This is a genomic window from Leifsonia williamsii, from assembly GCF_030433685.1.
Taxonomy (GTDB): domain Bacteria; phylum Actinomycetota; class Actinomycetes; order Actinomycetales; family Microbacteriaceae; genus Leifsonia; species Leifsonia williamsii.
On record NZ_JAROCF010000001.1, the window covers coordinates 819,752 to 844,439 of the forward strand.

The following is a 24,688-nucleotide window of genomic DNA, read 5'->3' on the forward strand; positions in this document are numbered from 1 at the left end:
GGATGAAGGTTCTCTCCATCCAGTCGGCGGTGGCGTACGGCCACGTCGGCAACTCGGCCGCCGTGTTCCCGCTCCAGCGCATCGGGGTGGAGGTGCTGCCGGTCTACACCGTGAACTTCTCGAACCACACGGGGTACGGCGCCTGGCGCGGCCCGTTGATCGCACCGGACGACGTGCGCGCGGTGATCACCGGTGTGGAGGAGCGGGGCGTGTTCCCGTCGATCGACGTGGTGCTCTCGGGCTACCAGGGCGGCGTCGGCATCGGCGACGTGATCGTTGACGCGGCCCGCCGCGTCAAGGAGGCGAACCCGTCGGCGATCTACGCGTGCGACCCGGTCATGGGCAACGCCAAGTCGGGCTGCTTCGTCGCACCCGAGATCCCGGACCTTCTGCGCGACCGCGTCGTCCCGGTCGCCGACATCATCACGCCGAACCAGTTCGAGCTCGGCTACCTGACCGGCACCGAGCCCGGCGACCTGGAGTCGACGCTCGCCTCGGTCGATGCGGCCCGCGCGATGGGCCCCTCCACCGTCCTGGTCACGAGCGTCGAGCGCCCCGACCGTGATCCCGAGACGATCGAGATGCTGGCCGCCGACGACAAGGGCGCCTGGATCGTGCGCACGCCCCTCCTGCCGCTCAAGGCCAACGGCTCCGGCGATGTGACGGCCGCGCTGTTCACGGCCCACTACAGCGCCACCGGCGACGCGTCGGTCGCGCTGGAGCGCACGGCCTCGAGCGTCTTCGACCTCATCGAGGCCACGTACCGCTCGGGTCAGCGCGAGCTGCAGCTCGTCGAGACGCAGGAGGCGTACGCCCACCCGCGCATGCAGTTCACGGCCGAGCGGGTGCGCTGAGGGTCGACGGCACCCCCCTCCTGTCTTATATAGTGATTTATATAAGATAGGAGGGTCATGGCCATCACATCCATCGACATCGACCAGGAGGAGCTCCGCCACGCCAAGGAGCTCACAGGGGCGGCCTCCAACCGTGAGACCGTCGACCTCGCACTCCGGACGCTGATCGCCGTCCGCCGACAGCCCGCGGCCGTCGAGCGGATCATCGCGCGCCGATTCTCCGAGGATCAGATCGACGCCCCCACGGTCGACCCCGCCGAGGGTGCGCGGTGACGACCTACCTGGTCGACAACAGCATCTGGCAGAAGGCCGGGCGAAGCGACACCATCGCCCGGCGGCTGCGCGAGCTCTCGCCGAACCACCTCATCATCACCTGCCCTCCGCAGGTCCTCGAGTACTGCCATTCCGCCCGCTCGCCCGAGGAGCACGCCGAGTTGCGGGACGACATGGACGAGCTGCTCCCCGCGTGGGTGCACCCGACTCATGACGTCGCGCTCGACATCCAGCGGCGGTTGTGGGATACCGGGCGCGTCCGTGCGGCGGCGGCCTTCGACTGCCTCATCGCGGCGTACGCGCTGGCGAACGACGCGGTGATCCTGAACTCCGACCGCGACTTCGGTCACATCGAGGCTGCGACCGAGGGCGCCGTCCGTCAGGAGTACATCGACGCCTGACCCGCCCCGGATCGGGAACGGATTCGTCACGAATGCCGGGTTACGCGCTGCGCAACCCGGCATTCGTCACGAATCCGTCGTTCGACGTCATCACCCGGCCGTGATCCTCCGGCGGTACACCACGTTCGCCAGCACATAGGCGACGACCAGGATGCCGACGCACCAGGCCAGTGCGATCCACAGGTCAGAGCCCACCGGCTGGCCCGCGAACAGCGCACGGATGCTGTCGACGATGGAGGTCACCGGCTGGTTCTCGGCGAACCACTGCACCGGCCCCGGCATGCTCTCCGTCGGCACGAACGCCGAGCTGATGAAGGGCAGGAAGATCAGCGGGTACGAGAACGCACCCGCGGCATCCACGCTCTTCGCGGTGAGGCCGGCGATCACGGCGATCCAGGTGAGCGCCAGCGTGAACAGCACGAGGATGCCTGCGATGCCCAGCCAGGCGAGCACACTCGCGCCGGTGCGGAAGCCGATCAGCAGCGCCACCAGCACCACCAGCACGATCGAGATCAGGTTGGCGGCGAGCGAGGTGAGGACGTGCGCCCAGAGCACGCTCGACCGGGCGATCGGCATGGACTGGAACCGTTCGAAGATGCCGCCCTGCAGATCCATGAACAGCCGGTAGGCCGTGTACGAGACCCCGGTCGCGACCGTGATCAGCATGATGCCCGGCAGCAGGTAGTCGACGTACGAGCCGGTGTGCGAACCGGTGTCGATCGCGCCGCCGAAGACGAACACGAACAGCAGCATGAACGCGATCGGCATGAGCGCGGTCGTGATGATGGTGTCGAGGCTCCGCGTGATGTGCTTCATGGAGCGCCCGGTGAGGACGGTGGTGTCCACGACGAAGTTGGCGGTGGTCATGACTGCTCCTTCCCGCCGACGATCGCGAGGAACACGTCCTCGAGAGTCGGCTGCTTCTCGACGTACTCGACGGTCGCGGGCGGCAGCAGGGCCTTCAGCTCCGCCAGCGTGCCGTTCGCGATGATGCGGCCCTCGTGGAGGATCGCGATGCGGTCGGCCAGCTGCTCCGCCTCGTCGAGGTACTGGGTGGTGAGGAGCACCGTGGTGCCCCGGCGTGCGAGACCCTTCACGGCCTCCCACACCTCGATGCGCGCCTGCGGGTCGAGACCCGTCGTCGGCTCGTCGAGGAACACGATCGGCGGCTCCCCGATCAGGCTCATCGCGATGTCGAGCCGCCGCCTCATGCCGCCCGAGTACGTGCCGACCTTGCGGCCGCCCGCCTCGGTGAGCGAGAAGCGCGCGAGCAGGTCGTCGGCGATTCGTGCGGGGTTCTTCTGGTGCCGGAGGCGGGCGACGAGGATGAGGTTCTCGCGTCCGCTCAGCAGCTCGTCGACCGCGGCGAACTGGCCGGTGAGGCTGATCGACTCGCGCACGTCGGCCGGCTGGGCGGTCACGTCAAAGCCGTTGACGCCGGCCGAGCCTCCGTCCGCCTTCAGCAGCGTCGAGAGGATCTTGATCGCCGTGGTCTTGCCGGCGCCGTTGGAGCCGAGCAGGGCGAAGATGCTGCCCGGCTCTACCTCGAAGTCGACGCCGCGGAGCACCTGGAGGTCCTTGTACGACTTCTCCAGTCCGCGGACCGCGATGGCCGGTGTGCGTTCGAGTGTCGGCGTGCTCATGATTCGTCTCCCTTCTTCTGGGCGTCGCCCGTCTCGGCCGCCTCGACGGCCTCGGTGAGCCGGGCGCGCTCCTTGTCGATCCACCGCTTGCCGATGTACGCCTCGGTGAAGGCGTCGGCGAACTCGACCGGGTCGGCCCCGACGACTTCGCGCACCGGCGTGCCATCGGCCGCGGCCTGCTCGAACAGCTCGACGAAGTCGCGCATCATCGTCATCATCGCGTCGCCCTCGACGAGGCCGCCGTTGTACATGAAGTAGCGGAAGACCGCCTTCGCGACACCGCGGTACGGCTCGGCCAGCGCCTCCATGCGCTTCTTGTACTGGCGGTATTCCTTCTTCTGCTCGAGCGATCCGGTGACCAGCTCGATCCACTTGGCTGCCATGTCAGTTCCCTTCCCGGTGGAGCTGTTCGATGCGCTCTGCGAGGAAGCTCCACGTCCTCCAGAACTCGTTGAGGTACTCCCGACCCTGCGGGTTGACCGAGTACACCTTGCGCGGCGGGCCCTTCTCGGAGGGGACCTTCTCCACATCGACGAGGCCGCGCTGCTCGATGCGGACGAGGAGGGCGTAGATGGTGCCCTCGGCGATGTCGGTGAAGCCCTGCTCGCGCAGCCACGAGGTGATCTCGTAGCCGTAGGCGGGCCGGACCGACAGGATGGCGAGGACGATGCCCTCGAGCGTCCCCTTGAGCATCTCCGTCTGCTGGCTGCCCATCGGAACCTCCCTTGCTAATCAGTGTTGCTGAGTACTGCTAGATAGTAACGCCGAGTACCGGTAGATAGCAACACTGAATACCGAAGTCGTGGAACGACCTCGGCGAGGGGGGTGGTGGAGGTGGCGGCGGCCTCAGCCGCGCACGGCGAACGGCGGCGTCTCGACGCCGGGCACGATCGCCTCCGCGGGGTCCGAACCCAGCGCGACGATGCGGTTGTGCTCGTCGACGTGCACGACCGTGGGTACGAAGGCGCGCGCCTCGGCGTCGTCGAGCTGCGCGTACGAGATGACGATGACGAGGTCGCCGACGCCCGCGAGATGGGCGGCGGCGCCGTTGACCCCGATGACCCCGCTGCCGCGCTCGCCCGCGATCAGGTAGGTCTCGAAGCGGTTGCCGTTCTCGATGTCCACCACCGAGACCTGCTCGCCGGGGAGGAGGTCGGCTGCATCCAGCAGGTCCTGGTCGACGGTCAGTGAGCCGATGTAGTGCAGGTCGGCGTGCGTGACGGTCGCGCGGTGGATCTTGGACTTGAACATGGTGCGGAGCATGGGGTGCCCTCCGGTTCGTGGCGTGAGGTGGATGGGCTCAGCGGGCGGCGAGCGTCAGCTGGGGGAGCGCCTCCACGAGGGCGGCGAGCTCGGGGATGTCACGGGCGTCCGCAAGCGCCTGCTCGAGAGCGGCGTCGTGGACGGGGCGGGCCTGGTCGAGCAGCTCGTGGCCTCCCGCCGTCAGCTCGGTGTAGATGCCGCGGCGGTCGTCGAGGCAGTCGACGCGGGTGAGCAAGCCGCGCTCCTCCAGCCGGTTGACCAGCCGGGTGGTCGCGCTGGGGCTGAGGGCGCTGGCCCGCGCGAGCTGCTGCATGCGCATGTGCCAGCCGTCCTGCCGGTTGAGCGCGTCGAGCACGGTGTACTCGACCACCGAGAGGCCGGCATCGCGGGTGAGTGCGCGCTCCAGGACGTTCTCGATGGAGGCGTGGAGGGCCGCCAGGGTCCGCCAGCCGTGCGCGCGCACCTCGACGGCGTCGTCTGCGATCCCCATGGGTTCCTCCTCGGAATGCCGAAAGCGGTGGGTTGCGAAAAATACTTGCGCGTGCAACTATTTATGACGCGTCTGCAACTACTAAGAGTAGCCGCTGTCCCGTCCATCCCCTCTTCCTCCCAGGAGTCTCCATGCCTGCAGGCCTGATCGCGCTCGCCCTCGGCGGCTTCGGCATCGGCCTCACCGAGTTCGTCATCGCCGGGCTGCTGCCCGAGGTCGCCGCCGACTTCCACGTCGACGAGGCGACCGCCGGCTGGCTCATCTCGGGCTACGCGCTCGCGGTCGTGGTCGGCGCGCTCGGCCTGACCGCGGCCTCCACGCGGCTGCCCCGCAAGGCCACGCTGCTCGGACTGATGGTGCTGTTCATCGCCGGCAACGCCCTCTCGGCGCTCGCACCCGACTACGGCACGATGCTCGCCGGCCGCATCATCGCGGCGCTCTGCCACGGCGCGTTCTTCGGCATCGGCTCGGTCGTCGCGGCCGGCCTCGTCACGCCGGACAAGAAGGCGCGCGCCATCGCGATCATGTTCACCGGCCTCACCGCCGCGAACGTCCTGGGCGTGCCCTTCGGCACCCTGCTCGGGCAGGCGCTCGGCTGGCGGTCGACCTTCTGGGCGATCACCGTCATCGGCGTGATCGCCCTCGTGGGCGTGGCCGTGCTCGTGCCGAAGTCGGCCGCCGACTCCGACGCCGAGGCGCCGAGCCTGCGCCGCGAGCTGAGCGCCTTCCGCTCCGGGCAGGTGTGGCTCTCGCTGGCGGCGACCGTGCTCGGGTTCGGCGGGATGTTCGGAGCCTTCACGTACATCGCCTACACGCTGACCGGGGTCGCCGGGTTCCCGTCGGGTGCGGTGCCGTGGCTCCTCATCCTCTTCGGCGTCGGGCTGTTCGTCGGGAACGCGCTCGGCGGGAGGCTGGCCGACCGGTCGGTCGACGGGACGCTGCTCGTGCTCCTGGCCGTGCTCGCGGCGGTGCTCGGCGTCTTCGCGCTGGTCGCGGGGAACGGCATCGCGGCGGTGATCGCGCTGGTGCTGATGGGTGCGGCCGGTTTCGCGACCGTTCCGCCCCTGCAGCTGCGCGTCCTGAGCCACGCCGAGCATGCGCCGACGCTCGCCTCCGGCGCCAACATCGCCGCGTTCAACGTCGGCAACGCCCTCGGCGCCTGGCTGGGCGGGCTGACCATCGCCGCCGGGCTCGGCTACACGTCGCCCCTGTGGGTCGGCGCCCTGATGACCGTCGGCGCGCTGATCGTGATCGCCGTGGCCGCGTTCGTCGAACGAACATCACGCGCGCGATCTGAAAAAATCCGTGAGGACGCTCTTCCCGTCCGGTAGACAGGGGGGTACATTCCCGACCATCTCGAACGGTCAGGGGGTGATCGCGCTGGATACGGAAACCGCAGCTCTGCAGCTGCCCCGCTCGCGCGGTCCCGTGCGCCTGCTGGCCGGCTCGCTCATCGCGGGCGCCGGTATCACCGTCCTGGGATTCCTCCTCGGCGGATCGCCCGCCTCGGCCGACGAACAGGCGCCTCCTGCGCCGCTCGGCTCGGTGGTCTCGTCGGTGACGCAGGGCTTGGACTCGACCGTGTCGGGGGTGACGCAGGGCGTCGGCTCCACCGTGTCCACGGTCACCGCGGCTGTGGCGCCGGCGGTGCCCGACCCGGTCCAGCAGGTGGTGTCGGAGGTGGTGGCACCGGTCGTGGACACGGTGTCCGACGTCGCGGCCCAGGCGCCCGTCGCCGCCGTCACGACGCCCGTGACGGACACGGTCGACGAGGTCGTCGCCTCCACCCCGGTCGTCGGGGATGTGGTCGGCGGCCTGCTCGGCGATGCGCCGGTGAGCTCGGTCGTGACGCCCGTCGCGGATGTCGTGGACGGTGCGGTCGGCGGCGTCGCGGACGCGGTCGGGCAGGGGACGCAGCCGGTGACGACGCCGCCCGCGGGGGTGGACGTGCCGGGCGTGGACGTGCCCGGTGTTCCGGGGCTTCCCGGGATGCCTGGGCTGCCTGGCGGGAAGGACTCGGGCGACGGGTCCGGCGTCGATGTGCCGGGTGCGCCTCATGCGCCTGCTGCCGATGCGGCTCGGGCTGCTGCGCTCGCTGCGCTCGCCGCGGAGGCGCGGAGCCTGGCATCGGCGCAGGCCCTCTCGTTCCTCCCGGGCGTGGTTCAGGCCGCCGATGTCCTCGGGTCCGGCGCCTCAGCCGGTCACGGGATCCCCGGTCTTCCGGGTCTGCCGGGTCTGCCCGGCCTGCCCGGTGGCGACCCGCTGCCCGCTCCCGGCTCGCCGTCCGGGGCGACCGGCTCCTCCACGACCGCCGGAGGCGGTTCCGCGCCGGCCTTCGCCGCCCTCGCGGACGGCACGCAGCTTCCCGCCGGCGCCCATCTCGGCGTTCTCGGTGGACCCTCGGACGACCGGATCCCCGGCTCGCCCGTCGCCGACCACGACATCAGCCCCGACTGAGTGGGTCGCAGCTGCCCTCGACGGCAGCACGCGACCATCCCACCGCGCCTTCTGCGCGGCGGACTGACACTCATTCGGAAGGCTGAATAATGAACAAGTTCGTTTCGAGAGGGCTGTGGTTCACCCTCTCCGTCGGCGGCCTGTGGCTGGCGGGAACGGCTGCGGCGAACGCCGCGGAAGCCCCCGCCGGCGACGGCATCGCCACCGGCGACCAGGCGGTCGTCGGAGTCTCGATCCCGGTCACGGTGGCCGGGAACGGCATCTCGGTCCTCGGCGACTCCTCGTCGGCGGACTCCTCGACCACGGCACCGGCCGCCCCCGCGGCCCCGTCGGTCTCGCTCTCGCCGTCGTCCATCGATGGGGTGCTGAGCGGCGACCAGGCGGTGGTGGACGTGGCGGTCCCGGTCGCCGTGGCCGGCAACGGCGTGTCGGTCATCGGCGACGCGTCGTCGGCCGACTCGTCCACGTCTGCGCCGGCGGGCGACTCCACCACGGTGGAGGGCGGCTCGGGTGACGGAGGTATCGCCTCCGGCATCCAAGCCCCGATCGACGTCGCCGCGCCGGTGACGGTCGGCGGCAACGCGATCAGCGTGGTCGGCGACGCTTCGTCGTCCGACGCGACGGCCACGGCGCCGGCCCCGGGCTCGACGGAGGTCGTCGGCGGTGCCTCCTCGGATGGTGGCCTGCTGACCGATATCCAGGCCCCGGTCGATGCGGCTGTGCCGGTGACGGCGGGTGGTAACGCGATCAGTGTTGTGGGTGACTCTGCCACGTCGGGTTCGTCCACGTCGGCTCCGGCTGCTGGTGGGTCGACGGGGGTGACGGGCGGTGCTGGCGACGGGATCGTCTCGGGCGTCCAGGCGCCGGTCGACGCGGCTGTGCCGGTGACCGTCGGTGGCAACGCGATCAGCGTGGTCGGTGACTCGGCCGCCTCCGGTTCGTCCACGTCGGCTCCGGCTGCTGGTGGCTCCGGTGAGGTCGTCGGTGGCTCCTCGGATGGCGGCCTGATGACTGACATCCAGGCCCCGGTCGATGCCGCTGTGCCGGTGACGGCTGGTGGCAACGCGATCAGCGTGGTCGGTGACTCGGCCGCCTCCGGTTCGTCCACGTCGGCTCCGGCTGCTGGTGGCTCCGGTGAGGTCGCGGGCGGATCGTCGGATGGTGGCCTGCTGTCGGGCGTTCAGGCGCCGGTCGATGCGGCTGTGCCGGTGACTGCTGGTGGCAACGCGATCAGTGTGGTTGGCGACTCGGCGACCTCGGGTTCGTCCACCTCGGTGCCGGCTGTTGGTGGCACCACCACGACGGGAGGCGACAACGATGGTGGGCTGCTCTCGGGCATCCAGGCTCCGATCGACGCCGCCCTACCCGTTACGGTCGGCGGCAACGCGATCAGTGGTGTGGGTGACTCGAGCACCTCGGGGACCGGTACCCAGGCTCCGGCTACGGGTGGCGGAACCGAGGTGATCGGTGGAGGCCCCGATGCGGGCATCCTCGACGGCATCGGTCTTCCGATCGGTGTGGAGGTGCCGGTGACCGTGGGTGGGAACGCCATCAGCGTGATCGGCGACACCTCGGCGAACGGCTCCGTCACTGATCCGACGACGCCGGGTGAGCCGGGTACGCCGGGTACGCCGGGCACCCCTGGTACTCCGGGGACCCCTGGTACTCCGGGTAACCCCGGTACTCCCGGCACTCCCGGCACCCCGGCCGGCCCGGCCACGACGACCGACCGCTCCGCCATCACTGCCGGCATCGGCTCGGCGGCGGCCCTGGCCGGATCCGCCGGCGCCTCGGCGGGCATGGCGGACAGCGTGATGAACGGCATGGCCCTCGGCACGTCGCGCGGTGCGGCCGGCAGCCTCGCGTCGACCGGCTCTGACGAGCTCGGCCTCGGCGGCATCGCGGCCCTCCTCGCCCTGCTCGGGGTGCTGGCGCTCCTGCTCCCCGGCACCCGCGAGCGGCGCCGCGCGCTCCGGTAAGCAAAGGAGCATCGGCGAGGCAACACCAGGAAGCAGCGGACGCGGTGGGGCGTCGGAATCCGGCGCCCCACCGCTTCCGCACGCCGCGGACCAGGGCCGACAACGCACCACACCCGACGCGCGCCCCTCCAGTACTGCCGAGTCGGCACCGCCTCCCATCCAGACGCCACGCAGACCGCGACCGCGACCCACCCAACGGGCCCCTTCCCCTCGCCCGATCCCTCGACGTCTCCCACCCGTCCGGTCGATCAGTCATTCCATAGGCGCGGGGCAGCCCGCTACCGTGTCGCCATGAGCACAGCAGCAGCTTCTGTTCCGTCCGCTCGCCTCCGGCGGGCTCCTCGTCGTCTTGCCGTGCCGTTCGCCGCGGCGGCGTTGCTGGCGGCGCTCGCCGGATGCGCGACTCCCGGCGGCGAGACCGCCGCGTTCACGGGAACCTGGGGCAGCTCGGCGTCGGGCCAGCCGAACCTCACGATCGAGGACGACGGCAAGGTCAGTGGCACCGACGGTTGCAACCGACTGACCGGCACCGGGACCGTGAGCGGCGACACGTTCCGCTTCGGCAACCTCGCGTCGACCATGATGGCCTGCGAGGGCGTGGACGAGTGGTTGGGCAAGGCCTCCACCGCCTCCGTCGACGGCAAGACACTCATCGTCTACGACGACTCCAACAAGAAGATCGGCACGCTCGAGAAGCAGTAGGAGAAGGTGGACACCCCGCCGCGGGGGCGGAGGGAGACCGCGGCGGGGCGTCCTGGTCCCGTCAGTACCCGATGGGCCTGCCGGGATTCAACGGCTCCTCGCTTCCGGGGAAGCGCTGGCCGGAATTGTGTGCTCGCTCGCGCCGCTCCACCTCGGCCAGGAGAGCTTTGGTGAGCATCTCGGACCAGCTCGCATCCTTCTCGTGGAACGACGTGGACCGGTACGCGGCGCGGGCGCGGTTGCGCAAGTTGTCGCTCAGATAGAAGGTGATGGTCGTCCGCCCGTGCGAGGCGCGACTCACGCCGCCCCCGCGACCAGCACCGGTGGGACCCGTGGCGCCCGCGGAACCGCCCGACCCACCCGACCCTCCGGCGTCGGCGAAGAGTTCGGAATCGGCAGGAGCACCTGAGCTCATCGTGACCTCGCAGTATGTGAAATGCAGTAGAACGTGCGTCACATACTACACGTTCTACTACGGCGCGACACCCTTTTCGGGTGCCACGAAAAACCGGCCGGAACGGGCGACCCGCGGTGGTGGCGACGGTCAGCGCGACAGGCGCTCGACGATCGAGCCGAACAGCTGCGGCCGCGCGACGGCGGCCGGCACGATGCGCGGCCGGAAGGGGGACCGCGCCGCCATCACGAGCCCGGAGGTGAGCATCCGGAAGTCGCGGGTCGTCTCGCGCCACGCGCGCTCGTAGCGCGCGGTATCGCCGTCGCGGATCGCGGCGACGGCGGCACGCGCCTGCGCGAAGCCGACCCGCATCCCCTCGCCCGTCAGCGCATCCACGTATCCGGAGGCGTCACCCGCGAGCAGCACCCGGCCGGCGGCGCGCGCCCGCGAGCGCTGCAGCAGCGGCCCGGCGCCGCGCAGATCGCTCACCGGGCTCGCCCCCTCCAGCCGGGCGGCCAACTCGGGGAGGGCGGCGATCGCACCGTCCTGGTCGAGCGGGCGCGAGCCGAGCACGGCGACGCCGACCATCTCGTCCGACACGGGCGTGACGTACGCCTCGGCAAGGGACGACCAGTGCACCTCCACGAGGTCCGTCCACGGCGCCAGCGCGTAGTGCCGGCGCACCCCGAAGCGGCGGCGCGACTCCACCTGCGCTCGGCGCTCGAGCCCCAGCAGGCGGCGGACGGTCGAGTGGAGGCCGTCGGCCGCGATCACCCACGGCGCCTCGATCGCGGAACCGTCCGAGAGGGTCAGCGAGACGCGGTCGCCGTGCTGCTCCAACGCCGTGACGCGGGTGGCGACGCGCTCTGCTCCCAGCTCGTCGGCGCGCGCGGCCAGTGCGGCGTGCAGCGTCGTCCTGCGGACTCCGCGCCCCGGCCGGTCCGCGAAGCGGTGCTCGACGCGCGCCGGACCGTCGACGTACGCGATGCCGCCGAGCGTCCGCCCGGCGGGGTCCACGCCGATCCGGTGCAGCGCGGCCAGCGCGCCCGGCATGAGGCCCTCGCCGCACGCCTTGTCGATCGGCCCGGTCCGCGGTTCGACGACCACGACTTCCAGCCCGCACAGCCGCGCCTCGATCGCGCACGCCAGCCCCACGGGACCGCCCCCGACGACGATCAGGGCCGGACCGGTCATGTGCGTGCGGGGACGACGGTCGCCAGCGCGCGGTTCTCGCAGGGGATGCGCACGGCGAGCAGCAGGATGGCGTTGAGCACCGTGAAGGCGATCGCCGTGATCCAGGCGGTGTGGACGAGCGGCAGTGCGAAGCCCTCGACGACGACCGCGACGTAGTTGGGGTGCTTCAGCCAGCGGTAGGGGCCGCGGGTCGCGAGCGGGAGGTCGCGCACGATGATCACGCGCGTGTTCCAGCGCGGGCCGAGCGCGCCGATGCACCACCAGCGCAGTGCCTGGCTGGCGAGCACCAGGACGAGCATCGGCCAGCCCAGCCAGGGGATGAAGGGGCGGTCGAGGAACCAGACTTCGGCCAGACACGCCAGCAGCAGCCCGGTGTGCAGCGCGACCATCGGCGGGAAGTGGCCGCGACCGAACTCGACCCCGCCGCGCGCGAACGACCACCTGGCGTTGCGGGTGGAGACGACGAGCTCGGCGATGCGCTCGGCCCCTGTCGCGAGGACGAGGATCACGTACCAGATCATGCCGCAGCCCGGATCATGCCGCCTCGCCGATCGCCACCGGCCCGGCCTGCGCTGCAGACCCGGCCGCCCAGCGCAGCAGCACCAGCTCGCTCGTCACTCCGGGCCCGAGCGCGAACAGCAGCCCGACGGTGCCGGCCGGATGCTGGTCCACCTCTTCCGCGAGCACGTGCAGCACTGCCGCCGACGACAGGTTGCCCGCGCGGGCGAGCGACCGCCAGCTTGCGTCGAGCGCGCCCTCCGGCAGGTCCAGCGCGCGGGAGAAGGCCTCGAGCACCTTGGGGCCGCCAGGATGCGCGGCCCAGGCGCCCACGTCCTCCACGGTCAGATCGTGCGCTGCGAGGAGGCCGCGGGCGTCTCCGGCGAAGTTGTTGTCGATCACCTCGGGCACGCCGGCGCTGAGGACGATCCGGAAGCCGGTGCCGCCGATGTCCCAGCCGATGACGTCGGCGGTGTCGGGGTAGATGCGGCTGCGGGTGTCCACGACCTCCGGCCCCGGCAGGCCCAGCGCCTCCGCCCGCTCGTCGCCGACCATGACGACCGCCGCGGCGCCGTCGCCGAACAGCCCGCTGGCGACGATGTTGGCCATCGAGTCGTCGCTGGCCTGCACGGTCAGCGAGCACAGCTCGACCGACAGCAGGATGGCGACCTCACCGGGATGCCCGGCCAGATAGTCGTGAACGCGGGCGATGCCGGCGGCCCCGGCGACGCAGCCGAGCCCGAAGCTCGGCAGCCGCTTGACGTCGGGCCGCAGCCCCAGCCGCTGCACGAGCTGCGCATCGATCGAGGGCGCTGCGATGCCGGTGACGGAGGTGAAGAGGAGGTAGTCGACATCCTGCGGCGTCAGCCCCGCGTGCTCGAGGGCCTGGGTGACCGCTCGTTCAGCGAGGGTCGTGCCCTCGGCGATGAAGAAATCGTTGGACTCCTGGAACGAGCCGATCGAGCTGTACCGCTCCAGCGGCATCACCAGGCTGCGCGTCTCGACCCCGCTGGCCGCGTGGATGCGGCGCATGACGGCCTGCCGTGACGGGTCGCTGGTGATCATCGCGAGCAGGGCGGAGGTGATCTCCTCCTGGCTGTAGGTTCGCGCGGGGAGCACCGGCGCCACCGCTACGATTCGGCTCACAAGCGCAACGTACCACCGGCGCGAGGTTCGGCTGCCAGGTCGCAGCGAACCCGAAGCGGTGGTACCGGGGAGGCGCTAACGTCGCCTCATGCGCGCCTTCCTCCTCCTCCACGGCTGGGACAACTTCCGGCCGGCGGGCCACTGGCAGCGCGAGCTCGCGACCGCCCTGACCGGCGACGGTGCTCGCGTGGTCTACCCGCAGCTTCCCGACGCCTCGTCGCCGACGGTGGAGGCATGGCGGGAGGCGGCGGCCGCCGCATTCGAGGAGGCCGCCGCCGACGGTGCGCCGGTGACGGTGATCTGCCACAGTCTCGGCTGCCTGCTCTGGCTGGGAGCGCGCCCCGCCGACGAGGGAGCGGTGGAGCGTGTGCTGCTCGTGGCCCCGCCCTCGCAGGACGTCGTGGCCGGCATCGCCGAGATCGCGCCGTTCGCCGGGCTCGCGGTGACGCGGCCGGCGGGAGAGGTCGCGATCGTCGCCTCCGACGCCGACCCGTACTGCCCGGAGGGGGCGGAGGCGGCGTACGGTGCCCCGCTCGGCATCCCGGTCACGACGATCCCGGGCGGCGGCCACCTCGACCTGGCGGCCGGGTACGGCGACTGGCCCTCCGTGCTGGCGTGGGCGCGGGACGAGACGACCGCCATCGTCCCACGCTGACATGCAGAAGCGGCGGGCGCCTGGCACCCGCCGCTTCCAGCCGAGATGGCGACGCGTCAGCCGTTCACGGCCTCCTGCGCCTCCCGCACGACCGCGACGAGCGGCTCGTGGAGGGCGTGGCCGGGCTCGATGCCCATGATCTCGGCGACGATCGCCTCCGGGCGGCCCTCCTGCAGGATCTGCTGCAGCTCGACGCTCTGGGTGTCCTCAGGGACGTCGAAGCGGAGCGCCGCTCCGACCGCTTTCAGCAGGGCCGACGGGATGCCGCCCACGTACTCCGCATAGTCGGCCGCCGGGCCGATGAAGCGGTCGTTGCGGCCGAGCTTGCGCAGCGGCTCGCGCCCGACGCGGGTGACCTCGTCGACCAGGTACGGGTTGGTGAAGCGCTCGAGGATCTTGGCGCGGTAGGCCGCCAGCTCGGACTCGGGGAGGCCGTGCTTGGCCGACAGCGCGGCCGACGTCTCGCGCAGGGCCGCCTCGGCCGCCGTTCGCACCGCGGGGAGCTGCATGGCCTCGCTGATCGTGGCGGCACCCTCCGCGAAGCCGGTGTATGCGACCGTCGCGTGGCCGGTGTTCACCGTGAAGAGCTTGCGCTCGATGTACGGGCCGAGGGCGTCCACGAAGTGAGCGCCCGGGATGGCCGGCTCTGAGCCCTCGAACGGCGTGCGGTCCACGACCCACTCGTAGAAGGTCTCGACCGTGACGTCGATGCCGGCGTCGGGCGCCTGGGCGGGGACGATCCGGTCGACCGCCGTGTTGGCGAAGACCGCGCGCGCGGCCAGGGACTCCCGCTGCTCGTCGTCCGCCAGGCCGTCCAGCAGCTCGGCCGCGAGGAGGTCGCTCGCGCCGATCGCGTTCTCGCACGCCATGACGGCGAGCTTCGGCGCACCCTCCACCCGGGCGGCGAGGCCGCGCGCGATCACCGGAGCGACGAACCGCAGGATGCGCGGACCGACGGCGGTCGTGACGACGTCGGCCGACGCGATCTCGGCGACCAGCGCCTCCTCGTCGGTGGCCGAGTTGATCGCCCGGAAGCCGGTGACGGTCTTGGTCGTGGAGTCCTCGCCGACCAGGTGCACGTCGTACGAGTCTGCCGCGGCCAGGGCGTCGATCAGCTCGGCGTTGACGTCCGCGAAGACGACCTCGTACCCGGCTTCGTGGAGCAGGAGCCCCACGAAGCCGCGTCCGATGTTGCCGGCGCCGAAATGGACGGCCTTCATTCGTTCACATCTCCCAGCAGCGCGTACAGCGCGTCGGCGTCGGGGGCGTCGAGCAGCTTCTGCACGTCGTCCTCCTCCGAGAAGATGATCGCGATCTTCGACAGGATGTCGAGGTGCTCGTTGTTCTGCCCGGCGATGCCGACGACGAACCGCACCTCCTCGCCGCCCCAGTCGAGCGGCGAGGAGTAGCGGATGAACGACAGGGCAGACCGCTTGATCTCGTCCTTGGACTCGTTGGTGCCGTGCGGGATGGCGAGGCCGTTCCCCATGAAGGTGGACACGGTCTCCTCGCGCGCCCGCATCGAGTCGACGTAGCCCGGGTCGACGGCGCCCGCCGCGACGAGCAGCTCACCCGCCTCCCGGATCGCGTCCTCCCGGGTGGTCGCGGAACCCGCGGCCACCACGTTCGCCCGGTCGAGAATCGTGTCGGTCATTTCGTGGCATCCTCCGTCGCCGTCGCGCCCTGCTGGTTCTTGACGAGGTCGACGACCTCGTCGTACTTGGGGCTGTTCATGAAGTTGTCGACCGACACGTGGACCGAGTCGGGGGACTGGCCCTTCGCACGGTCGGTCAGCTCGCGCTGCGTGATGACCAGGTCGGCCGTGCCGTCGAGGTTCGCGATGGCCTGGTTGGACACCGTCACCCCCTCCACTCCGGCCTTCTTGATCTTGTTGCGCAGCACGGATGCTCCCATCGCGCTGGAGCCCATGCCAGCGTCGCACGCGAACACGATGTTGCGCACCAGGCGGTCGGTGCCGTCGCCCTGGGCGTCGCCGGCGTCGTGCTCGCCCTCGTTCACCAGGCCCTCGAGGACCGACGACGACTTGCCCTTGTTGGCCTCGGTCTGCGCGACCGCGGCGGACAGGTCGCCCGCGTTGCCGGCGGCCAGGTCGCGCTTGCGGCTGGCCCGCAGGATGATCGACGCGACGATGAACGACACCGCGGCCGCTCCGATGACGGAGAGGATCACGCCGACGAAGCTGTCTCCTGGCGTCTGCAGCAGCACGGCGATGATCGAGCCGGGGGAGGCCGGCGCACGCAGGCCGGAGCCGAAGGTGACGTTGATCGCGATGCCGGTCATGCCGCCGAGGATGGCCGCGATGATGATCATCGGCTTCATCAGCACGTACGGGAAGTAGATCTCGTGGATGCCGCCGACGAACTGGATCAGGGCCGCACCGGGCGCGCTCGCGCGGGCGATGCCGAGACCGAAGATCGAGTACGCGATCAGGATGCCGAAGCCGGGGCCGGGGTTGGCCTCCAGCAGGAACAGGATCGACTTGCCGGTCTGCTGCGCCTGCTCGACGCCCAGCGGGGTCAGCACGCCGTGGTTGATGGCGTTGTTGAGGAACAGCACCTTGCCCGGCTCGATCAGGATGCTCGCGAGCGGCAGCAGGTGCGCCGAGACGAGCCAGTTGACCGCGCCGCCGAGGACCGAGCTCAGCCACTCCACGATCGGGGCGATCCCGAAGAAGGCGCCGATCGCGAGCAGCATGCCGAGGATGCCGGCGGAGAAGTTGTTGACCAGCATCTCGAAGCCGGCCTTGATCTTGTTCTCCCACAGCCGGTCGACCTGCTTCATCAGGTACGCGCCGAGCGGGCCCATGATCATGGCGCCGATGAACATCGGGATGGTCGACCCGACGATGACGCCCATGGTCGCGATCGAGCCGACGACACCGCCGCGCACGCCGTAGACCATGCGGCCGCCGGTGTTGGCGATGAGGAGCGGCAGGAGGTACGTGATCATCGGGCTGACGAGGCCGGTGTAAAGCACGCTCACGTTGCCGTTGTCGTCCTGTGCGAGCGTCGTCATGGCGCCCTGCCAGCCGATCTTCGACTGCTCGCCGAACCCGCCGAGGATGCCGTTGATGTCCCAGCCGGTGTTCTGCAGCCAGCCGGTGGAGATGAACAGGGCCGTGATGAACCCCCACGCGATGAACGCGGGGATGTTCGGCATGACCATGTTCGAGAGGAAGGTGCCGAAGCGCTGCACGTGGACGCGCGCGCCTCCCGGCTTCTTCGTCGTCGACGTCACTGTCGTCGATGTCATTGCGGTGCCTCGTTTCTGTCGGGCTGCTGAGGTCGGCGGGGGCCGGCCGGGTCTATGCAGGGGAGGTGAAGCGGGATGCGGCCGCGCGGACCGCCTCCCGGGCGTCGGCCGCGCCGTCGGCGGCCAGGGCGATCTCGGCCAGGGAACGGGCCTGGTCGAGGGTGTAGCGCTTGAGGGAGAGCCGCACGTCGGCGAGGGCCGCCGGCGACATGGAGAGGGTGGTCGCGCCGAGTCCGACGAGCACCACCGCGAGCAGCGGGTCGGCCGCGGCCTCGCCGCAGATGCCCACCGGCTTGGAGCGGGCGGCTCCCGCCGCTCCCACCTCGCCGATGAGCCGCAGCACAGCGGGGTGCCACGGGTCCTGGAAGCCGGCGACCGAGCCGAGGAGGCGGTCGGCGGCGAGGGTGTACTGGGTGAGGTCGTTGGTGCCGATGGAGGCGAACGCGGCCTCCTCGAGCACCCGGTCGGCGAGCAGCGCGGCCGAAGGGACCTCGACCATCACGCCGACGGTCTTGAGGCCGTACTCGGTGGCGAGCCGCACGAAGTACCGGGTCTCCTCGACCGTCGCGACCATCGGCGCCATGACCCAGAGGTCGGCCTCGGTCTGCGCGTCGGCCTCGGCGAGGGCGGTGAGCTGCTCGCGGAGGATGTCCTCGCTGGCGCGCAGCGCGCGCAGGCCGCGCAGGCCGAGCGCCGGGTTGTCCTCGTGCGCGTCGTTGAGGAACTCGAGCGGCTTGTCGGCGCCCGCGTCGAGCACGCGCACCACGACCTTCTTGCCGGGGAACGCCTGCAGCAGCCGGATGTACTGCTCGCGCTGCTGCTCCACGGTCGGCGCCATGCGCTGGTCGAGGAACAGGAACTCGGTGCGGAACAGTCCGACGCCCTCGGCGCCCGCCTCCAGCGCCTTCTGCGTGCCGTCGGCCGAGCCGAGGTTCGCGAGCAGCGGGATGGCGCTGCCGTCGGCGAGAGCTCCCGGCTCCAGGCCGCCCGAGAGCGCGGCGCGGCGCTCGTCGATGCGGCGCTCGGCGTCGGCGCGCTGGTCGGCCGAGGGGGCGACGGTGACCGCCCCTGCCGCGGCGTCGAGCACGACCTCCGTGCCGTCGGTCAGGTCCTGGGCGCCGGCGACGCCGACGACCGCGACGATCGCCTTCTCGCGGGCGAGGATGGCGGTGTGGGAGGTCGGGCCTCCCTCCTGGGTCACCAGGCCGAGCACCTTGGTCAGGTCGAGCAGCGCGGTGTCGGCCGGCGCGAGGTCGCGGGCGACGAGCACGTACGGGGTGTCCGACTCCGGCACGCCGGGAGCCGGCCGGCCCTCGAGCGCGGCGATCACGCGCTGCGCGACGTCGTCGAGGTCGGTGGCGCGCTCGCCCATGTAGCCGCCGAGGCTCACGAGCATGTCGCGGAAGACGGCGAAGCCCTCGAAGACCGCGCGCTCGGCCGTCTTGCCGCCGTCGATGCGCTGCGCGACGTCGTCGGCGAGGGTGGAGTCCTCTGCCATCATCGACTGCGCCTCCAGCACGTCCGCCGCGGTGCCGCTCACCTTGCCCGCGCGGTCGCGGAGGTCGGCGGCCACGGTCTGGACGGCCTGCGCGACGCGGGCCTTCTCCTCCTCGGCACCACGGGAGCTCGGCGCGTCGGACGGCTCGGGCAGCGGGTCGGCCATGCGGAGCACCGGTCCCAGGGCCACGCCCTGCCCGATGCCGGCCCCGGTCAGCACGTCAGTCATCGTCCCGGCCATGATCAGGCGTCGTGGTCCGTGGCGATGATCTCGGCGAGGTCGTCGAGCACGGCCTCCCCGTCCGGGGCCTCGGTGCTGAGGACGATCTTGTCGCCGTGGTCGATGCCCAGCGAGATGACGCCGAGGATGCTGCCGGCGTCGACGGTCTTGCCGCCCTCCTTCGACAACGTGACCTTCGCGCCGCTGCCCTTGACGGCCTCGACGAAGAGCTTCGCCGGGCGCGCGTGCAGCCCGTGGGTCGATCCGACGGTGATGATCCGCTCAGCCATGTGTGTCTCCTTCTGTGGTTCCGCGCCCCGGTGTGCGGCGCTGGTGGCTCGTGCTCTCATACTCCCGCCGCTTTCGCGTCGAGGACCAGGTCCAGGGCGCGGTCGCCGTCGAGGGCGGCGGGGGAGACGGGCGGCAGGACGGCCACGGCGGTGCGCACGGCGGCGGCGCGGGCCCGCAGAGCGGGGACGCCGGCCTCGAGGTGCGCTCCGACGAGGACGACGTCGATGCCGTCGAGCGAGTCGAGCTGGCTGACGCTCCCGGCCTCGACCGTGGCGAGGACGCCGCGCGCTGCCGCAGCGTTGCGCAGCTTGACGGCGACGAAGGTGCTGGACGCACCGGCGCCGCACACGACGACGATCCTCATCGATCACTTGCCTTTCGGGATGGAGCGGGTGGAGCCGATGGAACGGGTTGGTACGGGTACAGCGGGTTGATCGTCTCTCATCGTCACCCCGCCGCCTTACGCCCCTCCAGCAGCGTTTCTTCCGGGGGTGCGGAAGCCGGATGCGGAAACCCCCGCCGGGCCGTCCGCAGGTGGTTGACTCATGGTGGGAAGGGGAGGTCGCGTGGCGCTCTCGGCGAGGCAGACGAGGATGCTGGACATCCTCGCGCGCCGTGCCGCCTGGGTGACGGCGGCGGAGCTGGCCCATGACCTCGGCGTCACCACCCGCAGCATCCGCAGCTACGCCGCCGCCCTCGGCGAACTCGTGGAGTCGGGAGCCAGCGGCTACCGGGTGCGGACCGACGCGTACGCCGCCTACCAGGCGGAGGCCGCCGCACCCGATGCGGGAGCCTCCTACTTCGCCCCCGGCTCGCCGCAGGAGCGCCTGGTCTTCCTCGCCCGGCGGCTGCTGGACGAGCCCGACGGCGTCGACGTCTACGAGACGGCCGAGAGCCTCTTCGTCAGCGACTCCACGATCGAGTCGGATCTGACCCGGCTGCGCGGGCTGCTCGCGGGAACCGAGCTGGGCCTCCAGCGCCACGGCGGTGTGGTGGAGCTGACCGGGCCGGAGATCGCGCGCCGCAAGCTGATCAGCCGCCTGTTCCGCGAGGAGATGCGGCAGGGCGTGGTCGATGTCGCGCGCATCCAGGAGGCGTTCCCCTCGACCGGGCTCGCCGCCTTCAAATCCGACCTGATCGAGATGCTCGACGCGCGCGGCTTCTTCGTGAACGAGTACGGCATCAACGACGTGCTGCTGCACATGGCCGTCGCCCTCGACCGGTTCTCGAAGGACCGGGTGCTGCCCGACGCGTCCGACGTGGAGGTGAGCGAGACCATCGGCATCCTCGCGCGCGACCTCGGCGGGCTGATCCAGCGGCACTTCGAGGTGGAGCTCGACCCGACCGAGCTGCGCTACCTCGCCATTCTGCTCCGCACCCGCGTGATCGCACCCGGCGCCGGCCGCGACCCGGTCGAGGAGTTCGTGAAGGAGGAGCACCTGGAGGTGGTGCGCGGCATCGTCGCGCGCGCCTCCGCCGAGTACCTGGTCGACCTCCGCGACGAGAACTTCATCGTGCGGCTCACCCTGCACGTGCAGAACCTGGTCGCGCGGGCCCACGAGAACACCTACTCCCGCAACCCGCTCACCCGCTCCATCAAGAGCTCGTACCCGTTGATCTACGAGCTGTCGGTCTACATCGCCAGCCGCCTGCAGAGCGCGGAGGGCATCGAGGTCAACGACGACGAGATCGCCTACATCGCCATGCACGTCGGCGCCTACCTCGAGCAGCAGTCGCGGCGGCGCGACGCGGTGACCTGCGCGGTGGTGTGCCCGAACTACTACGACATGCACATCCTGCTCCGCGACCGGCTGGTGAGCACGCTCGGCGACGAGCTCGACATCACCCGCGTGATCACCTCGACCGACGCCGACTGGGGGAGCATCGACGCCGACCTGGTGCTGACCACCATCGACCCGCACGGCCGACGCGAGAACGCCGTCATCGTGCAGCCGTTCCTGACCGAGACCGACATCGAGCACATCCGCCAGGCGGCGGCGCGCATCCGCCGCCAGCGCCGCCGGGCCGGGATCAAGGACGACCTGCTGCGCTACTTCGACGAGCGCCTGTTCCTGCGCAACTTCTACGCGCGCGACCCGATCACGCTGATCCGGGCGCTCGGCGACCGGATGATCGCGGTCGGGGCGATCGACGAGGACTATGTCGACCAGACGGTCGAGCGCGAGCAGATGTCCTCCACCGCCTTCACCGACACCCTGGCCGTGCCGCACGCCATGACCATGAGCGCCAAGCGCACCGCCATCGCGATCGTCGTCAACGACACCGCGATCGACTGGGGAGACGCGCGCGTCAACGTCATCGCCTTCATCGCGTTCGACGCGAACGGCCGGGCGTCGTTCCAGACGGTCTTCGACCAGTTCGTGGAGGTGTTCAGCGACAGGGAGGCCGTGCTCGGCCTGATCCGTCGGGCCGACACCTTCACGGCGTTCATCGACGAGCTGGTCCGCATCATCGACTCCTGAAACTGTCGAGTACGCAGAAAATGCGCCGACTCGCGAGGAATCGGCGCATTCTCTGCGTACTCGGCTGTTGCCGACTCGAGTGGGGCTAGTTCGCGGTGACCGTGTAGGTGACCGAGACGCCGGGGGTGCCGACCGCGACGGTGTACTTGTCGCTGGTGTAGATCACCTTGGTCTCGGTGCCGCCGGCCTGCTGCGTGTAGCCGGCCTTCTCGAGCGCGGACTTCGCGTCGGCGAAGCCGCTGTTGTTCTTCGGCTGCACGGTCACGGACCAGCCGTTGTCCTTGTCGCCGCGGGCGACGACGACCTGGCCGTCGACGAGCGGGACGTCGCTCTTCGGGAAGTCCGAGGGGAGCTTCTCCGACGCGGCCTGCGTGGCCGACGCCGAGGGGGTGCTGCCCGACTCCGACGCGGTGCCGGAGCAGCCGGCGAGGGAGGCGATGGTGAGAGCCGCGACGATGGCGGCGGGGAACAGTGTGTTGCGGGTGCGCATGATTCTTCCTAGTGCTGTATGCGGTGCGGTATTGCCAACGAAACAGCCTACTCGTGCAGGCGGCCGCGCGGCCCTCCCCGCTCTCAGCCCAGCAGCAGCGAGCTCAGCTGGTCAGCCGAGTGCACGACGGCGATCGCTCCGGCCGCCTCGGCGGGGGACCCGTAGCCCCACTCCACGAGGATCGTCGGCAGGCCGTGCTCGCCGGCGCCGATCACGTCGTAGCTGCGGTCGCCGACCATGACGGTGTGGCCGAGGTCGATGCCGCGCTCCTCGAGGCGGCGCAGCGCCTCCGCGACGACGTCGGCCTTCGCGCTGCGGCTCTCGTCGTCGGTGGCGCCGGTGATGACCTCGAAGTACTGGGCGAGGCCGAAGTGCTCGAGGATGCGTGTGGCCTGCGTCTCGGGCTTGCTCGTCGCGATGGCGAGCGGGACGCCGGCGGAGCGCAGGCGCTCCAGCAGGCCGCGGATGCCGGGGAAGACGGCGCTGTCGAAGGCGCCGCGCTCGGCGTAGTACCTGCGGTAGACGCCGAGAGCGTCCCGCGCCTCCGCCTCGGTCATGCCGCCGATCGACTGCAGCGACTCCAGGAGCGGCGGGCCCACGTACTCCACCAGCTCGACGGGTGTCGGCACGGGGCGGCCGATCGTCTCGAACATGCGGACGAGCGCGGAGGTGATGCCGGGGGCGGAGTCGGTGAGGGTGCCGTCGAGGTCGAAGAGGACGCAGGTCCAGGTGCGGGTGACGGTCGGAGCGGTATCGGTCATAGCGCCACCCAATATATGTGACGTATCCGGACGATCGCTCCGCGTCGGCTGTGCTCAGGCCGGGCCGAGAGCCTCTTCGATGTGCGACCGGGCGACGACCATCGTGTTCTCGGCGCCCGGATCGAACTGCACCGCGACGAACGGCGCCGTGCGGATGAAGCCGAGCGCCTCCGTCGCCGGGACGATGACCGCCTGCACGCGCGACCCTTCTCCCTCGGCGGTCTGGGCGACGGCCGCGCGCAGCGCATCCATCGACGTGAAGAGGGGGAGCACCGGCTCGCCCGTCGTCGAGCTGATCGTGCGCAGGCGCGTGTCCTGCGGCGTCGATCCGGTGACGTCGACCACCAGGCCGCCCTTGACCGCGGCGGCGAGCAGCTTCTGGAGGTTCTCCAGGGTGGGCTCGGCGGCGATGGCGGTCAGAGCGGAGCGGACGGGGAGGTTGCGGTAGCTCTGCGGGAAGCGCGGGGCGGGCATGGTCATCCATGATACGAGGAAATGCTGAATGCGACTATTCGTGAATTCGCTGGCTGGATTTCAGGAAGTATTGGATAGGCTTTTCGGTACAAGCCCGAAATTCACGGATATTCATTCACGCGAGAGGTGTGGAAATGGCGCGCAAAGTCATCGAGACGATTCTGGACGACATCGACGGCTCGGAGGACGCCTCCACCGTCTTCTTCGCCTTCGACGGCCGCTCCTACGAGATCGACCTCTCCGATGAGAACCGCGATCGGCTCGCCTCCGCGCTGCAGCCGTTCATCGACGCGGCCCGCACCACCAGCTCGCTCCAGCGCTCCACGACCGGGAGCCGTCCGGCGCAGCAGCGGGACCTCAACGAGATCCGTGAGTGGGCGCGCAACAACGGCTTCTCGGTCAGCGACCGCGGGCGGGTCGCCGCGCACGTGATCGAGGCGTACGACGCCGCGAACTAGCCCTCCGGCTCGTTGAGCGCTCAGAAGAGCGTCGGGATGCGGCTCTCGACGCCCTTCATCGCCTCGTAGTCGAGCAGCAGCACCTCGATGCCCCGATCCTCTGCGAGGGTGCGCGCCTGCGGGGCGATGCTCTGGGCGGCCAGGATGCCGCGCACCGGCGACAGCGCGGGGTCGCGGTTCATCAGCTCCAGGTAGCGGGTCAGCTGCTCGACGGCGTCGATGTTCGCCTTGCGCTTGAGCTCGACGGCGACCGCGCCTCCTGCACCGTCCCTCGCGAGGATGTCGACCGGCCCGATCGCGGTCATGTACTCGCGCCGGACGAGCGTGTGCCCGTCGCCGAGCAGCTCGATCTGCTCGGCGAGGAGCTTCTGGAGGTGAGCCTCCACGCCGTCCTTCTGGAGCCCGGGGTCGACGCCGAGCTCGTGCGCGGTGTCGCTGAGGATCTCGTGGACCGCGACGATCAGCATGTCGGCGGTCTTGGCCTGCGTCACCCGCCACACCTCGGTGATGCCCGCAGCGCGCTGGTCGTCGTCGGGCTCCATCACGCTGAGCGTGCACGGCGGGCTCATCCAGTTGAGCGGCTTGTAGGAGCCGCCGTCGGAGTGGACGAGCAGGCTCCCGTCGGCCTTCAGCATGAGCAGGCGCGTGGCGAGCGGCAGGTGCGCGCTCAAACGGCCGGCGTAGTCGACGGAGCAGGTGGCAATGACGAGACGCACCGTGACATCCTACGGGCCGGTGCCGGTGACCGACGCCCTGTCAACCGCGCGACGCCCGCGGCTCCCGCTGGCAGGA

The 24,688-nt window shown here is 70.8% G+C and carries 30 protein-coding genes; 10 read left to right on the forward strand and 20 right to left on the reverse strand.

The genetic code is table 11. From position 1 onward, the window contains the following. Nucleotides 1-2: 2 nt before the first annotated feature. From pdxY to P5G50_RS03900, 3 genes are read left to right on the forward strand one after another with little or no spacing between them, the layout of a single operon-like run. Nucleotides 3-854 (forward strand): pyridoxal kinase PdxY, encoded by an 852-nt coding sequence (pdxY, locus tag P5G50_RS03890; protein ID WP_301211814.1) that lies wholly within the window; start codon nucleotides 3-5, stop codon nucleotides 852-854. A 57-nt stretch (nucleotides 855-911) separates the two neighbouring features. Then, a complete protein-coding gene (locus P5G50_RS03895) occupies nucleotides 912-1,127 on the forward strand; it encodes a type II toxin-antitoxin system VapB family antitoxin (protein ID WP_301211815.1) in 216 nt (71 codons plus the stop codon). Further along, nucleotides 1,124-1,528, forward strand: a complete 405-nt coding sequence (locus tag P5G50_RS03900) for a PIN domain-containing protein (RefSeq protein ID WP_301211816.1) — start codon at nucleotides 1,124-1,126, stop codon at nucleotides 1,526-1,528. The genes P5G50_RS03895 and P5G50_RS03900 overlap by 4 nt, the downstream gene beginning before the upstream one ends. Before the next feature lie 90 nt (nucleotides 1,529-1,618). On the opposite strand, the gene P5G50_RS03905 is transcribed toward P5G50_RS03900, so the two are convergent. The 6 genes from P5G50_RS03905 to P5G50_RS03930 form a co-directional block, all read right to left on the reverse strand. Beyond that, nucleotides 1,619-2,395 carry an ABC transporter permease gene (locus P5G50_RS03905; RefSeq protein WP_301211817.1) on the reverse strand — a complete coding sequence of 259 codons (777 nt, stop codon included), beginning with the start codon at nucleotides 2,393-2,395 and terminating at the stop codon, nucleotides 1,619-1,621. Further along, the gene (locus P5G50_RS03910) at nucleotides 2,392-3,171 is read right to left on the reverse strand and encodes an ABC transporter ATP-binding protein (protein WP_301211818.1); all 780 of its coding nucleotides are present in this window, start codon (nucleotides 3,169-3,171) and stop codon (nucleotides 2,392-2,394) included. Before P5G50_RS03910 ends, P5G50_RS03905 begins: the two co-directional genes overlap by 4 nt. Further along, the gene (locus tag P5G50_RS03915; RefSeq protein WP_301211820.1) at nucleotides 3,168-3,554 is read right to left on the reverse strand and encodes a DUF1048 domain-containing protein; all 387 of its coding nucleotides are present in this window, start codon (nucleotides 3,552-3,554) and stop codon (nucleotides 3,168-3,170) included. The genes P5G50_RS03910 and P5G50_RS03915 overlap by 4 nt, the downstream gene beginning before the upstream one ends. Nucleotide 3,555: 1 nt before the next feature. Beyond that, entirely contained in the window at nucleotides 3,556-3,885 is a 330-nt protein-coding gene (locus tag P5G50_RS03920; RefSeq protein ID WP_301211821.1) for a PadR family transcriptional regulator, read from the reverse strand. Between the two features lie 132 nt (nucleotides 3,886-4,017). Further along, complete coding sequence (gene panD, locus P5G50_RS03925) at nucleotides 4,018-4,434, reverse strand: aspartate 1-decarboxylase (RefSeq protein ID WP_301211823.1); 417 nt, start codon at nucleotides 4,432-4,434, stop codon at nucleotides 4,018-4,020. 37 nt (nucleotides 4,435-4,471) lie between these two features. Further along, entirely contained in the window at nucleotides 4,472-4,924 is a 453-nt protein-coding gene (locus tag P5G50_RS03930; RefSeq protein ID WP_301211825.1) for a MarR family winged helix-turn-helix transcriptional regulator, read from the reverse strand. A 131-nt stretch (nucleotides 4,925-5,055) separates the two neighbouring features. On the opposite strand from P5G50_RS03930, the gene P5G50_RS03935 reads away from it, so the two are divergent. The 4 genes from P5G50_RS03935 (at nucleotide 5,056) to P5G50_RS03950 (ending at nucleotide 10,062) form a co-directional block, all read left to right on the forward strand. After that, entirely contained in the window at nucleotides 5,056-6,255 is a 1,200-nt protein-coding gene (locus tag P5G50_RS03935; protein WP_301211826.1) for an MFS transporter, read from the forward strand. Between the two features lie 40 nt (nucleotides 6,256-6,295). Further along, nucleotides 6,296-7,381, forward strand: coding sequence for a hypothetical protein (locus P5G50_RS03940; protein ID WP_301211827.1), 1,086 nt, complete (start codon nucleotides 6,296-6,298; stop codon nucleotides 7,379-7,381). Between the two features lie 89 nt (nucleotides 7,382-7,470). Beyond that, entirely contained in the window at nucleotides 7,471-9,360 is a 1,890-nt protein-coding gene (locus tag P5G50_RS03945; protein WP_301230569.1) for a hypothetical protein, read from the forward strand. Between the two features lie 291 nt (nucleotides 9,361-9,651). After that, the gene (locus tag P5G50_RS03950; protein WP_301211829.1) at nucleotides 9,652-10,062 is read left to right on the forward strand and encodes an META domain-containing protein; all 411 of its coding nucleotides are present in this window, start codon (nucleotides 9,652-9,654) and stop codon (nucleotides 10,060-10,062) included. A gap of 61 nt (nucleotides 10,063-10,123) precedes the next feature. Here P5G50_RS03950 and P5G50_RS03955 read toward each other — a convergent pair whose 3' ends face one another. The 4 genes from P5G50_RS03955 to P5G50_RS03970 form a co-directional block, all read right to left on the reverse strand. Beyond that, nucleotides 10,124-10,363: a ParB family protein gene (locus P5G50_RS03955; protein ID WP_301211830.1), complete on the reverse strand. Its 240-nt coding sequence runs from the start codon at nucleotides 10,361-10,363 to the stop codon at nucleotides 10,124-10,126. Nucleotides 10,364-10,606: 243 nt separating this feature from the next. Continuing rightward, complete coding sequence (locus P5G50_RS03960; protein ID WP_301211831.1) at nucleotides 10,607-11,650, reverse strand: NAD(P)/FAD-dependent oxidoreductase; 1,044 nt, start codon at nucleotides 11,648-11,650, stop codon at nucleotides 10,607-10,609. After that, entirely contained in the window at nucleotides 11,647-12,171 is a 525-nt protein-coding gene (locus tag P5G50_RS03965) for an isoprenylcysteine carboxyl methyltransferase family protein (protein ID WP_301211832.1), read from the reverse strand. Before P5G50_RS03965 ends, P5G50_RS03960 begins: the two co-directional genes overlap by 4 nt. A gap of 13 nt (nucleotides 12,172-12,184) precedes the next feature. Continuing rightward, nucleotides 12,185-13,294 carry a type III polyketide synthase gene (locus P5G50_RS03970; protein ID WP_301211833.1) on the reverse strand — a complete coding sequence of 370 codons (1,110 nt, stop codon included), beginning with the start codon at nucleotides 13,292-13,294 and terminating at the stop codon, nucleotides 12,185-12,187. Between the two features lie 88 nt (nucleotides 13,295-13,382). Between P5G50_RS03970 and P5G50_RS03975 the strand changes: the two genes are divergently transcribed. Next, nucleotides 13,383-13,949 carry an RBBP9/YdeN family alpha/beta hydrolase gene (locus P5G50_RS03975; protein ID WP_301211834.1) on the forward strand — a complete coding sequence of 189 codons (567 nt, stop codon included), beginning with the start codon at nucleotides 13,383-13,385 and terminating at the stop codon, nucleotides 13,947-13,949. A gap of 56 nt (nucleotides 13,950-14,005) precedes the next feature. On the opposite strand, the gene P5G50_RS03980 is transcribed toward P5G50_RS03975, so the two are convergent. From P5G50_RS03980 to P5G50_RS04005, 6 genes are read right to left on the reverse strand one after another with little or no spacing between them, the layout of a single operon-like run. Next, on the reverse strand, nucleotides 14,006-15,169 hold the full coding sequence (locus tag P5G50_RS03980; protein WP_301211835.1) for a mannitol-1-phosphate 5-dehydrogenase: 1,164 nt from the start codon (nucleotides 15,167-15,169) through the stop codon (nucleotides 14,006-14,008). Next, on the reverse strand, nucleotides 15,166-15,603 hold the full coding sequence (locus P5G50_RS03985) for a PTS mannitol transporter subunit IIA (protein ID WP_301211836.1): 438 nt from the start codon (nucleotides 15,601-15,603) through the stop codon (nucleotides 15,166-15,168). Before P5G50_RS03985 ends, P5G50_RS03980 begins: the two co-directional genes overlap by 4 nt. After that, the gene (locus P5G50_RS03990; RefSeq protein WP_301211837.1) at nucleotides 15,600-17,222 is read right to left on the reverse strand and encodes a PTS mannitol transporter subunit IIBC; all 1,623 of its coding nucleotides are present in this window, start codon (nucleotides 17,220-17,222) and stop codon (nucleotides 15,600-15,602) included. The genes P5G50_RS03985 and P5G50_RS03990 overlap by 4 nt, the downstream gene beginning before the upstream one ends. Before the next feature lie 52 nt (nucleotides 17,223-17,274). Continuing rightward, nucleotides 17,275-18,948 carry a phosphoenolpyruvate--protein phosphotransferase gene (gene ptsP, locus P5G50_RS03995; protein WP_301211838.1) on the reverse strand — a complete coding sequence of 558 codons (1,674 nt, stop codon included), beginning with the start codon at nucleotides 18,946-18,948 and terminating at the stop codon, nucleotides 17,275-17,277. A 14-nt stretch (nucleotides 18,949-18,962) separates the two neighbouring features. Continuing rightward, the gene (locus P5G50_RS04000) at nucleotides 18,963-19,229 is read right to left on the reverse strand and encodes an HPr family phosphocarrier protein (RefSeq protein WP_301211839.1); all 267 of its coding nucleotides are present in this window, start codon (nucleotides 19,227-19,229) and stop codon (nucleotides 18,963-18,965) included. Nucleotides 19,230-19,285: 56 nt separating this feature from the next. Then, nucleotides 19,286-19,594 carry a PTS sugar transporter subunit IIB gene (locus tag P5G50_RS04005; RefSeq protein WP_301211840.1) on the reverse strand — a complete coding sequence of 103 codons (309 nt, stop codon included), beginning with the start codon at nucleotides 19,592-19,594 and terminating at the stop codon, nucleotides 19,286-19,288. Between the two features lie 229 nt (nucleotides 19,595-19,823). On the opposite strand from P5G50_RS04005, the gene P5G50_RS04010 reads away from it, so the two are divergent. Continuing rightward, entirely contained in the window at nucleotides 19,824-21,713 is a 1,890-nt protein-coding gene (locus P5G50_RS04010; protein WP_301211841.1) for a BglG family transcription antiterminator, read from the forward strand. A gap of 85 nt (nucleotides 21,714-21,798) precedes the next feature. Here P5G50_RS04010 and P5G50_RS04015 read toward each other — a convergent pair whose 3' ends face one another. From P5G50_RS04015 to P5G50_RS04025, 3 genes are all read right to left on the reverse strand, one after another. After that, complete coding sequence (locus P5G50_RS04015) at nucleotides 21,799-22,203, reverse strand: hypothetical protein (protein ID WP_301211843.1); 405 nt, start codon at nucleotides 22,201-22,203, stop codon at nucleotides 21,799-21,801. A gap of 83 nt (nucleotides 22,204-22,286) precedes the next feature. Further along, nucleotides 22,287-22,964 carry an HAD hydrolase-like protein gene (locus tag P5G50_RS04020; RefSeq protein ID WP_301211844.1) on the reverse strand — a complete coding sequence of 226 codons (678 nt, stop codon included), beginning with the start codon at nucleotides 22,962-22,964 and terminating at the stop codon, nucleotides 22,287-22,289. A 54-nt stretch (nucleotides 22,965-23,018) separates the two neighbouring features. Beyond that, nucleotides 23,019-23,438, reverse strand: coding sequence for an SseB family protein (locus P5G50_RS04025; protein ID WP_301211845.1), 420 nt, complete (start codon nucleotides 23,436-23,438; stop codon nucleotides 23,019-23,021). Between the two features lie 134 nt (nucleotides 23,439-23,572). Here P5G50_RS04025 and P5G50_RS04030 point away from each other — a divergent pair, with 134 nt between their 5' ends. Then, the gene (locus tag P5G50_RS04030) at nucleotides 23,573-23,896 is read left to right on the forward strand and encodes a histone-like nucleoid-structuring protein Lsr2 (protein WP_301211846.1); all 324 of its coding nucleotides are present in this window, start codon (nucleotides 23,573-23,575) and stop codon (nucleotides 23,894-23,896) included. 20 nt (nucleotides 23,897-23,916) lie between these two features. Here the strand turns inward: P5G50_RS04030 and nucS are convergent, their stop codons facing one another. Then, entirely contained in the window at nucleotides 23,917-24,612 is a 696-nt protein-coding gene (gene nucS, locus P5G50_RS04035) for an endonuclease NucS (RefSeq protein ID WP_301211847.1), read from the reverse strand. Nucleotides 24,613-24,688: the final 76 nt, after the last annotated feature.

Coding starts and splice junctions, on each gene's coding strand:
- pdxY (WP_301211814.1), top strand. CDS start 3: ATGAAGGTTCTCTCCATCCAGTCGGCGGTGGCGTACGGCCACGTCGGC.
- P5G50_RS03895 (WP_301211815.1), top strand. CDS start 912: ATGGCCATCACATCCATCGACATCGACCAGGAGGAGCTCCGCCACGCC.
- P5G50_RS03905 (WP_301211817.1), bottom strand. CDS start 2,395: ATGACCACCGCCAACTTCGTCGTGGACACCACCGTCCTCACCGGGCGC.
- P5G50_RS03910 (WP_301211818.1), bottom strand. CDS start 3,171: ATGAGCACGCCGACACTCGAACGCACACCGGCCATCGCGGTCCGCGGA.
- P5G50_RS03915 (WP_301211820.1), bottom strand. CDS start 3,554: ATGGCAGCCAAGTGGATCGAGCTGGTCACCGGATCGCTCGAGCAGAAG.
- P5G50_RS03920 (WP_301211821.1), bottom strand. CDS start 3,885: ATGGGCAGCCAGCAGACGGAGATGCTCAAGGGGACGCTCGAGGGCATC.
- panD (WP_301211823.1), bottom strand. CDS start 4,434: ATGCTCCGCACCATGTTCAAGTCCAAGATCCACCGCGCGACCGTCACG.
- P5G50_RS03930 (WP_301211825.1), bottom strand. CDS start 4,924: ATGGGGATCGCAGACGACGCCGTCGAGGTGCGCGCGCACGGCTGGCGG.
- P5G50_RS03935 (WP_301211826.1), top strand. CDS start 5,056: ATGCCTGCAGGCCTGATCGCGCTCGCCCTCGGCGGCTTCGGCATCGGC.
- P5G50_RS03945 (WP_301230569.1), top strand. CDS start 7,471: ATGAACAAGTTCGTTTCGAGAGGGCTGTGGTTCACCCTCTCCGTCGGC.
- P5G50_RS03950 (WP_301211829.1), top strand. CDS start 9,652: ATGAGCACAGCAGCAGCTTCTGTTCCGTCCGCTCGCCTCCGGCGGGCT.
- P5G50_RS03960 (WP_301211831.1), bottom strand. CDS start 11,650: ATGACCGGTCCGGCCCTGATCGTCGTCGGGGGCGGTCCCGTGGGGCTG.
- P5G50_RS03965 (WP_301211832.1), bottom strand. CDS start 12,171: ATGATCTGGTACGTGATCCTCGTCCTCGCGACAGGGGCCGAGCGCATC.
- P5G50_RS03975 (WP_301211834.1), top strand. CDS start 13,383: ATGCGCGCCTTCCTCCTCCTCCACGGCTGGGACAACTTCCGGCCGGCG.
- P5G50_RS03980 (WP_301211835.1), bottom strand. CDS start 15,169: ATGAAGGCCGTCCATTTCGGCGCCGGCAACATCGGACGCGGCTTCGTG.
- P5G50_RS03985 (WP_301211836.1), bottom strand. CDS start 15,603: ATGACCGACACGATTCTCGACCGGGCGAACGTGGTGGCCGCGGGTTCC.
- P5G50_RS03990 (WP_301211837.1), bottom strand. CDS start 17,222: ATGACATCGACGACAGTGACGTCGACGACGAAGAAGCCGGGAGGCGCG.
- ptsP (WP_301211838.1), bottom strand. CDS start 18,948: ATGACTGACGTGCTGACCGGGGCCGGCATCGGGCAGGGCGTGGCCCTG.
- P5G50_RS04000 (WP_301211839.1), bottom strand. CDS start 19,229: ATGGCTGAGCGGATCATCACCGTCGGATCGACCCACGGGCTGCACGCG.
- P5G50_RS04005 (WP_301211840.1), bottom strand. CDS start 19,594: ATGAGGATCGTCGTCGTGTGCGGCGCCGGTGCGTCCAGCACCTTCGTC.
- P5G50_RS04010 (WP_301211841.1), top strand. CDS start 19,824: ATGCTGGACATCCTCGCGCGCCGTGCCGCCTGGGTGACGGCGGCGGAG.
- P5G50_RS04015 (WP_301211843.1), bottom strand. CDS start 22,203: ATGCGCACCCGCAACACACTGTTCCCCGCCGCCATCGTCGCGGCTCTC.
- P5G50_RS04020 (WP_301211844.1), bottom strand. CDS start 22,964: ATGACCGATACCGCTCCGACCGTCACCCGCACCTGGACCTGCGTCCTC.
- P5G50_RS04025 (WP_301211845.1), bottom strand. CDS start 23,438: ATGCCCGCCCCGCGCTTCCCGCAGAGCTACCGCAACCTCCCCGTCCGC.
- P5G50_RS04030 (WP_301211846.1), top strand. CDS start 23,573: ATGGCGCGCAAAGTCATCGAGACGATTCTGGACGACATCGACGGCTCG.